This window comes from Streptomyces sp. NPDC057287 (assembly GCF_042667905.1).
In the GTDB taxonomy this organism is placed as follows: Bacteria; Actinomycetota; Actinomycetes; order Streptomycetales; family Streptomycetaceae; genus Streptomyces.
The window spans coordinates 328,871-336,450 of the sequence record NZ_JBHUYV010000010.1 but is presented as its reverse complement, the minus strand read 5'-3'; the positions used below and the strand labels follow the sequence as shown (position 1 = coordinate 336,450).

General features: G+C 71.6%; 6 protein-coding genes. 1 reads left to right on the top strand and 5 read right to left on the bottom strand.

The annotated features are described in order from the left end of the window. Positions 1-71 precede the first annotated feature (71 nt). Both ACFUNE_RS21670 and ACFUNE_RS21665 read right to left on the bottom strand, forming a co-directional pair. Positions 72-1,631 (bottom strand): N-acetylmuramoyl-L-alanine amidase, encoded by a 1,560-nt coding sequence (locus ACFUNE_RS21670; RefSeq protein ID WP_383570291.1) that lies wholly within the window; start codon positions 1,629-1,631, stop codon positions 72-74. A gap of 140 nt (positions 1,632-1,771) precedes the next feature. Continuing rightward, positions 1,772-2,512 carry a D-Ala-D-Ala carboxypeptidase family metallohydrolase gene (locus ACFUNE_RS21665; protein WP_383570288.1) on the bottom strand — a complete coding sequence of 247 codons (741 nt, stop codon included), beginning with the start codon at positions 2,510-2,512 and terminating at the stop codon, positions 1,772-1,774. Between the two features lie 165 nt (positions 2,513-2,677). Here ACFUNE_RS21665 and ACFUNE_RS21660 point away from each other — a divergent pair, with 165 nt between their 5' ends. Then, positions 2,678-3,715: an ArsR/SmtB family transcription factor gene (locus ACFUNE_RS21660; RefSeq protein ID WP_383570332.1), complete on the top strand. Its 1,038-nt coding sequence runs from the start codon at positions 2,678-2,680 to the stop codon at positions 3,713-3,715. A gap of 26 nt (positions 3,716-3,741) precedes the next feature. On the opposite strand, the gene ACFUNE_RS21655 is transcribed toward ACFUNE_RS21660, so the two are convergent. From ACFUNE_RS21655 to ACFUNE_RS21645, 3 genes are all read right to left on the bottom strand, one after another. Further along, a complete protein-coding gene (locus tag ACFUNE_RS21655; protein ID WP_383570285.1) occupies positions 3,742-5,091 on the bottom strand; it encodes an MFS transporter in 1,350 nt (449 codons plus the stop codon). A 100-nt stretch (positions 5,092-5,191) separates the two neighbouring features. Further along, positions 5,192-6,955, bottom strand: a complete 1,764-nt coding sequence (locus ACFUNE_RS21650) for a sulfatase-like hydrolase/transferase (protein ID WP_383570282.1) — start codon at positions 6,953-6,955, stop codon at positions 5,192-5,194. Further along, on the bottom strand, positions 6,952-7,521 hold the full coding sequence (locus ACFUNE_RS21645; protein WP_383570279.1) for a PadR family transcriptional regulator: 570 nt from the start codon (positions 7,519-7,521) through the stop codon (positions 6,952-6,954). The genes ACFUNE_RS21650 and ACFUNE_RS21645 overlap by 4 nt, the downstream gene beginning before the upstream one ends. Positions 7,522-7,580: the final 59 nt, after the last annotated feature.

Genomic DNA, 7,580 nt, shown 5'->3' with positions numbered 1-7,580 from the left:
GGGGGGGGTCTCGCGCCCCCCCCCGGGGGGGGGGGGGGCGGGCGTGGGGCCCCCCCCGCCGCTCCCGTTGCTCAGCGTCCGGCCTGCAGAGCCGTCCAGGTCGCGGAGCCCACAGCGCCGTCGACGCCCAGCGAGCGACCGCTCTGGTAGTCCCGGACCGCCTGCTGCGTCCCCGATCCGAACGTGCCGTCCGCGGAGACGGTGCGTCCCAGGGCGGCGGTGAGGGCCCTCTGGAGGCGCTGGACCGCCGAGCCGGTGCTGCCCTGGCTGAGGGCGGGCGTGCTGCCGGCCGCCAGGAGCGCGGTCCAGGTGCGCGCGCCCACGACTCCGTCCGCGCCGAGCCCGCGTGCCCGCTGGAAGGCGGTGACGGCCGCGGTGGTCTTCGAACCGAAGTTGCCGTCCACCGTGCCCGCGTCGTATCCCTGCTGGTTGAGGAGCGACTGCGCGGCCGACACCTGGGCGCCCGACGAACCGGCGCGCAGGGTGTCGTAGGACGGGAAGGTCAGCTGGACGCTGCCGCCTCCCGTGCTGCCGCCCACCAGTTGCATGTAGTACGTCCAGTTCCAGTTCGGCCCCGGATCGGTGTGGTCGTTGTTCGGGACCTCGGAGTGGCCGACGATGTGGGCGCGGTCCTTGGGGATGCCGTACCTGTTGCACAGGTAGGCGGTGAGCGCGGCGGAGGAGCGGTACATCGAGTCGGTGAACCAGCTCGGGTTGTCGACGTACCCCTCGTGCTCGATGCCGATGCCCGACGCGTTGCCCGAACGGGCGTGCCAGGCGGTGTCCTTGTCGCGGACCGTCTGGGTGATCTGACCGTCCGACGAGCGCACCACGTAATGGGCGCTGACCTGGGCCGAGGGGTTCTGGAACCAGCTGATCGACCCGGCGTACGAGCCCTGGGTGACGTGCACCACGATCTTGCTGATGGAGGCGGTGCGGCCCACCGCGTAGTTGGCGGTGCTGGCCGGGACCCACAGGGCCGACGGGTAGTCCGGGCTCTGCGCCGACGCCACGGAGGCGCTCTCGTACGGGCCGCGCTCGGGGTCGACGGCGCGGGCGCGCACGGACAGTTCCTCGCCGTCCGGGGTGCGGGCCGTGACACCCTCGGCGAGGAAGGTGTAGACCGTGTCGGCGTAGAGACGCGCGTTGGACGGGTTCGCCGCCCCGCCGTACCGGGCCACCAGCGGGTACCACGCGTCGGCGTCCCGCCGTTCGGCCCGGTCGAGGCCGGCCTCGTCGGCGTACGAGCGCAGCACGGCCGCACCGCCGCGGATGTTCGACGCCGTGTCCTCACGCAGTGCGGAGGGTGCCTCGCCGGTGAGCCGGGACGCCAGCTCCAGGGTGTGCTGGTCGGGGTTGCTCACCAGGTGCATCACCCCGTAGCCACCGGCCTGGCTCGGCAGGCCCGCGTGGTCGTCGAGGTGGGTCTCCCCGTATCCGAGGGCTATCAGGAGGTCGCGTGGTACGCCGAACTCCGCGGCGGCACCGGTGAAGGCGCGGCCCACGGGGTCCTGGCCCCCGGGGCGCGGCGCGGCCCCGGCGGGCTGCACGGCGGTGACGAGGACGGCGAGGGTGCCCAGGACGGGCAGTGCTGCGCGGCGCACGGGTGTGCGTGGCGGTCTGCGGTGCATCGGTGTGCCTCCGGGGAGAAGGGTGGCTCCGGGCGTGCGGTGGCAGAGCCCGGCTGAGAGCGGTGGAGTGGCCGGTCGCCCGGGACGCCGGGCTCGGCGCGGGCAGGCTGCGAGCGGTCGGGCCGTCGGGCCGTCGCGCCTCAGATGGTGCCGCTCTCCCACCACCAGGCCCGGCCGAGGTCCGCGCGGCTGTCCACGTGCTGGTGGTCGACGGTGTACCGCTCCAGGCCGGAGAATCCGCAGGTCTCCGCCTTCTGGTACACCGTGCGGTTGCTGACGCCGGGCACACCGAGGTCGGCCGCCGTGCCGTAGAGGTGCATGCTGTCGCTCGCGCCGCCGATCTCGGCGTTGTGCGCGATGCTGCGGAAGCCCGAGTTGACGGTGACGGCCGTGTTGCCGAGCTTCTTGCGCAGGGCCTCCAGCTTGTACATGGCGCGGCGGGCGTTCTCCCGGGTGGCGGCCGCGCTCAGCTTGCCGCCGTTGAACGTGCCGCTCGAACGGTCGGTGAACTCACTCCAGTTGAAGTGGGCCGTCGAACCGTCCGACTGCTCCAGGGCGTTGAGCTGGGCCTGGGTGGCGGGTCCGGCGCTGCCGTCCGCGGACAGGCCGTAGGCCGCCTGGAATCTGCGCACCGCCGCGGCGGTCCCCGCGCCGAAGGCACCGTCGACGCTCACCCGGGAGTGCGAGGCCGAGTCCGCCGCCCACCCCGCGACACGTATCTGAAGCTCCGTCACATCGGCGCCGCTCGCTCCCTGGTTCAGGGTGCGCGACCAGCCGTAGGCGTGCGCGGTGCCCGAGAGGAGCAGCGGGCCCGCGAAGGCACCCGCGGTCACTGCGAAGGTTCCGCGCAGGATCGTGCGGCGGTTCGGGGAAGAGGTCATCGGGACTCCTCGGGGTGTGGGGGCGTGGGGCTGGAGGAAGACGGGAGCGGCGCGTGGTGTCGCGGGGATCGGTGCGACGAGGCGAGTTCATGCTCCGGCCTGCGCCCCTGGCTGTCATGCTCATTCGAACGAGATGAAATGACGCAGGTGGAAAGGGTGACGGCAGTGCTTCGCTTCCACTTCACCGCTGAGGACCTGGCCAGGACCCGGGTCGCGGCGGCACCGCATCCGCTGTGGGAGATCGCGTCCAGCCTGCATCGCTTCCAGACCCCCTTGGGCCGTGGGGCGTACGCGCACTGGTACCACCCCGCGCGTGAGCGGCTGCGGGAAGCGGGGCTCGAAGGCGTGGTGAGGCGGGTCCTGTTGCCTCTCTACCCGCGCGCCTCCTACTTCCCCGACTTCCTCACCCCGCTGGAGGGCACGGCGGGGCTCGAAGCAGGGCTGGACGCCATTCTCGCCACACCACCGGACCAGGTCGCGGCCCAACTCGCCGCCCTCGCACGGGTCGTACGGGTGCCCGCCCGCCTGGGGCGGCTGACGGAGAGGGAGGGCCGGGGCGAGCTGGTGGACGTCCTGCGCGCCTATCACCGGACCGTCATCGCACCCCACGAGGAGTGGGTGCGCGAGAGCCTGCACACCGAGCGGCTGCGGCTGGCCCGCCACCTGCTCGACGGGGGCACGGAGGGCCTGCTCGAAGGGCTCGGCCCGACCGTCCGGTGGAAGCACCCGCGGCTGGAGGTCAGCGCGTATCCGACCGATCACGACATCCGGCTGGAGGGCCGCGGGCTGCTGCTCATCCCGTCGTACTTCTGCTGGAAGGGGCCGATCTCCCTCGCGGATCCGGGGCTGCCCCCCGTCCTCATCTACTCCCTGCGCCACGAGGTTCCCACCGGGCCGGCGAGGACCGCGGCCGAGAGCGCCGGCTCCCCGTCCCTGCAGGTGCTGCTGGGACGGGCCCGTGCCGCGGTCCTGCAGGCCGCGGCCGCCGGGGCGACCACCACGGAGGCCGCCCGGCGGGCCGGAGTCTCTCCGGCGACCGCGACGCATCACACCACGGCCCTGCGCGACGCCGGGCTCATCACCAGCCACCGCCACGGCAACACCGTGATCCACACGCTGACGGTGCTGGGGGCGACGATGCTGACCCGGAACCCGGCGAACCCCCTCCAGGGGGCTTCCTCGGGGCGCGGCCCCGGGTCCTGAGCCTGCCCGGCCGCGCTTCCGTCCCCTTACGAGGGCGACGTGCCGCTCAGTGCCTCCTCGCGCCGCGCGGACAGTACGCGCTGGACGCGGGCGACGTCGTCGGCGTACGGGCGGTGGAGCAGGGTCAGGAACGCGCCGTTGACCACCATGAGGATCACCAGGACCCACAGGAAGACCGTACGGAGTCCCACGGCGTCACCCAGGAAGCCAGCCCCCAGGCTGAAGGCCGCCCAGGCGATCGCCTCGAAGACGGAGACGTACAGGGCGAAGGCGGCTCCGCGCAGTTCCGGCGGGGTGATGGCCATGACCATGGGCCGGTTGACGCTGGGGTTGACCCCCTGGGCGGCTCCGATGAGCGCGAAGAACACGCAGAACACCGCGATGTTCCCGTAGTCGAACTGTGTGCCCAGGAAGGCGAAGAGGGCGAAGGCGAACTGCGCCGCCTGGAGGATCGCGACCAGCCCGTGGCGTGGGCTGCGGCGGTTGACCCGGTCGGCCGCGAAGCCTCCCAGGACCGTGCCCAGGAAGTAGCCGACGCCGAACGGCAGCAGGACGATCGAGGCCTTCTGCGTGCTGAAGCCGTAGACGTCCACCAGGTAGACCACACCGAAGGTGCCCACCAGGAGATGCCCGGAGAGCAGGCGGGACACGAGGAGGATGACGAAGCTGCGGATGCCGAGGAGCGAGAGGACCTTGGCCCGGGTGAGCTTCGCGTGCCTGTCGAGGGTGGCGCGGTCGAGGCCCGCCAGCTGCTCCTCCGACGCCCCCCGCCCCGGGTCGCGGAACCAGATCCAGAGGCAGAGGCCGAGGAGGATGTTGAAGGCGCCCACGCCCCACAGGCCCCAGCGCCATCCCTCGTCCACGCCCGCCAGCTGTCCCTTGAGCGGCCCGATCACGGCACTGACCAGGGATATCGCCCCGTAGACGATGCCGACGGCGCGGCCGCGGGAGGTTCCTGCGAAGAGGTCTCCGATGAGTTCGGAGACGATGGGATGCGCGGCGGCGTACCCGGCCGCGAGGATGGTGTAGAGCACCAGCAGCTGCGTGAAGTTCTGGGAGAAGCCCGCGGCCACGCCCCACACCCCCCACAGGCCGGTGGCCAGGACGAGCACGCTCTTGCGGGACCAGCGCTGGGCGGCCCACACCCAGAAGGGCCCGGTGAACGCGCCGACGACCTTGCCGGCGGCGGTCAGGATGCCCAGCGCTCCGAGGGAGACCCCGAGCGACTGCCTGATGAGGGGGAAGAGGCTGCTGACCAGACTCGCCTCGGTGCTGTCGATCAGCATGGTGCCGCCGAGGAGGGTGAGTTGTCGTCCTCGGCCCTGGACGTGCGACACGGATCCGGGCATGACGGGGCCCTGACTAAGCTGGGGCATTGTGCCGTCTCTTTCTCTGCGGGTAGGTCTGCGGGCGGGAGAGGCTGTACGCCGGTGACGGGGCGGCATCCCCGTCACCGGCCCGGAAGGGCGGGCGGTCTCAGAGCCCGGCGAGCTCCTCGGCGACCAGACGGAGGGACGCCGGAGGGAACAGGGGCCCCGCCATCGCGGCCACGTCGATGAGCGGAGTGGCGTCGAGCAGCTGGAGCAGCTCGGAGTCGACGACGCCCGGCAGGCGCCTGCGCAGTACCTCGACGGCGGCCGGATCGGCGATCAGGGCCTTGAGCGGTGTGCGCAGCGAGAGGCGTCCCGCGGGGTAGTCCTCGGCGCGGGGAAGTGGCTGCGCGGCGCGCTCCGCCCGGTCGCGCTGGGCGCGGACCAGGAGGTGTTCCGTCGTCACCGGCCCCTCGGCCGGGAGGCCCAGGCGCTCGTACTGGCCGGCCGGTGCGTCGTTGGCCCTCATCAGACCCACCATCAGCCCGGCCATGCGCAGTTCGGCCTCGTCGTCGACCAGGGGCGTCCGCTGCTCGGGGTCGGTCTCGAGATCGAAGAGGAGCGTGCCGTGGTGGTACGGGTTGAACAGGGTGCGGCCCGGGACGCGGAGCGTACGGATGTTCTTGGTGAAGGTGAACGGCTCGGCGAGCTCCAGGTCCGCGAGCTCGGCGGGGGAGAAGCGGCCCCGCATGTGGGTCGGCATCAGCGTGTGTTCGTGGAGCGGTGCGTTGCCGGGATCGACGGGCGCCCGCATGTAGACGTGACGGCCGTCCGTCACGTTGACGTGGCCACCGTGCATGCCGAAGAGGCCCGCCTCGCGCACCGGGGTGTCCTCGGCGATCGGCAGTGGCCGGCCCTGCATGTCACCGGGGCGGTCCACCCCGAAGAACTCCAGGAAGGTGGGGGCGAGGTCGACGGTCTGGACCAGCGCCTCGTGCCGGGTGCCCGCATTCGCCGCGCGGGGGTCCCACGCGAAGAGCGGCAGGTGGACGAGCTCGTTGAACCAGGGCTGGACGCTCTTGCCCCACCAGCCCTTCTCACCCAGCAGGAGACCGTGGTCGGTGCACACGACCAGGAGCGTGTCGTCCCACAGGTCCAGCTCGTCCATGGTGTCCAGCACGCGTCCCAGCGAGTGGTCGCACATCGACAGGAGCGCCGCGTACTCCATCCTGCCGTGCTCCACCTCTTCGGGCGCCTCGACGACCCTCTTGTAGTCGGGCCAGTCGAAGTGCGGACCCTCGTAGTCGTGCGGGTACAGGTCCTTGTACCGCTGGTGGCTGAAGAAGGGCTCGTGCGGGTCGAACGTCTCGATCTGCACGAACCACCGGTCGGCATCCCGGTTGGTGTGGATGAACTCGATCCCGGCGTCGAAGGTGAGGGTCTGCGGGTGCCGGTCCTCCGTCGCCATGTGCGGCCGGTTGACCCAGTCCTGGCGGTAGGTGCCGAACCGCATCCGCTTCAGGTCGTCCGGTGTCCCGGGGTCCGCCACCTGGCCCTTCCACGGGTCGCCCTCCTGCCCGCGGAAGAACTCCCAGGTGGTGTAGCGGCCGTGGTAGGTCGACCCGCCGTCCTCCCAGTAGTGCGGATGGTCGCTGGCGAGGTGTGTGTGGACGCCGTTCTGCTTGAGCAGTTCCGGCATGGAGTCGTCGAACGGCTCCAGGGGGCCCCAGCTGCGGTGGAGGAAGTTGTGCCGCCCGGTGTGGATCTCGCGGCGCGCCGGCATGCAGGGCATCGACCCGGCGTACGCGTTGTCGAAGGTCACCGCCCGCCGGGCGAGGCGGGCGAAGTTCGGGGCGTGTGTCCAGTCACCTCCGTACGGCGGCAGCATGTGCCGGTTGAGGCTGTCGAACATCACCATGATTGCTTTCATCGGACGGGCTTTCCCTCGGTCAGTCGGTGCAGGGTCTGCTCCAGCCAGGCGACCCAGCGGTCCATGCCCGCGGCGCCGAGCTCGTGGAGCGCCGTGTGGACCTGCCGGTCCGTCTCCCGGTCGAGACCCGGCACGGGGTCCTCGTAGCGCAGGGTGCGGTCGCGGCCGCGGTTGCGGGCGATCTGCGCCCGGCGGTAGTCGAGCTCGGTCCTGACGATCCCGACGGCCGCCTCGTGGTCCAGCGGTGCGGCGGTGCTGAACCTCGCCAGGAAGTCGATCTCCTGGAAGCGGCTCGGGGGCTCGTAGGGGGAGCGGATCCACTCCATGAGGGCGGCGCGCCCTTCCGGGGTCAGCCGGTACACCTTGGCGTCCGGACGGCCCTCCCGCTCGTCGACCTCGTGACGCACCCAGCCGTCGGCCTCCATCTGTCCGAGCTTGCGGTAGATCTGGCTGTGGTGGGCGCGTGCCCACAGGAACTGCCCTTCGACCTCCAGCCATTTGCGCAGGTCATAGCCGCTGTGCGGGCGCCGCGCCAGGAGAGCCAGCAGGACGTGTTCGAACTTCACGGATGCAGCTCCTATGTGCGACTTCACCTATGTGCACATTCATATAATCGCGCCATGGA

Excerpts from the sequence above, each read along its gene's own strand:
- ACFUNE_RS21650 (WP_383570282.1), bottom strand. The coding sequence starts at position 6,955 with ATGAAAGCAATCATGGTGATGTTCGACAGCCTCAACCGGCACATGCTG.
- ACFUNE_RS21665 (WP_383570288.1), bottom strand. The coding sequence starts at position 2,512 with ATGACCTCTTCCCCGAACCGCCGCACGATCCTGCGCGGAACCTTCGCA.
- ACFUNE_RS21655 (WP_383570285.1), bottom strand. The coding sequence starts at position 5,091 with ATGCCCCAGCTTAGTCAGGGCCCCGTCATGCCCGGATCCGTGTCGCAC.
- ACFUNE_RS21670 (WP_383570291.1), bottom strand. The coding sequence starts at position 1,631 with ATGCACCGCAGACCGCCACGCACACCCGTGCGCCGCGCAGCACTGCCC.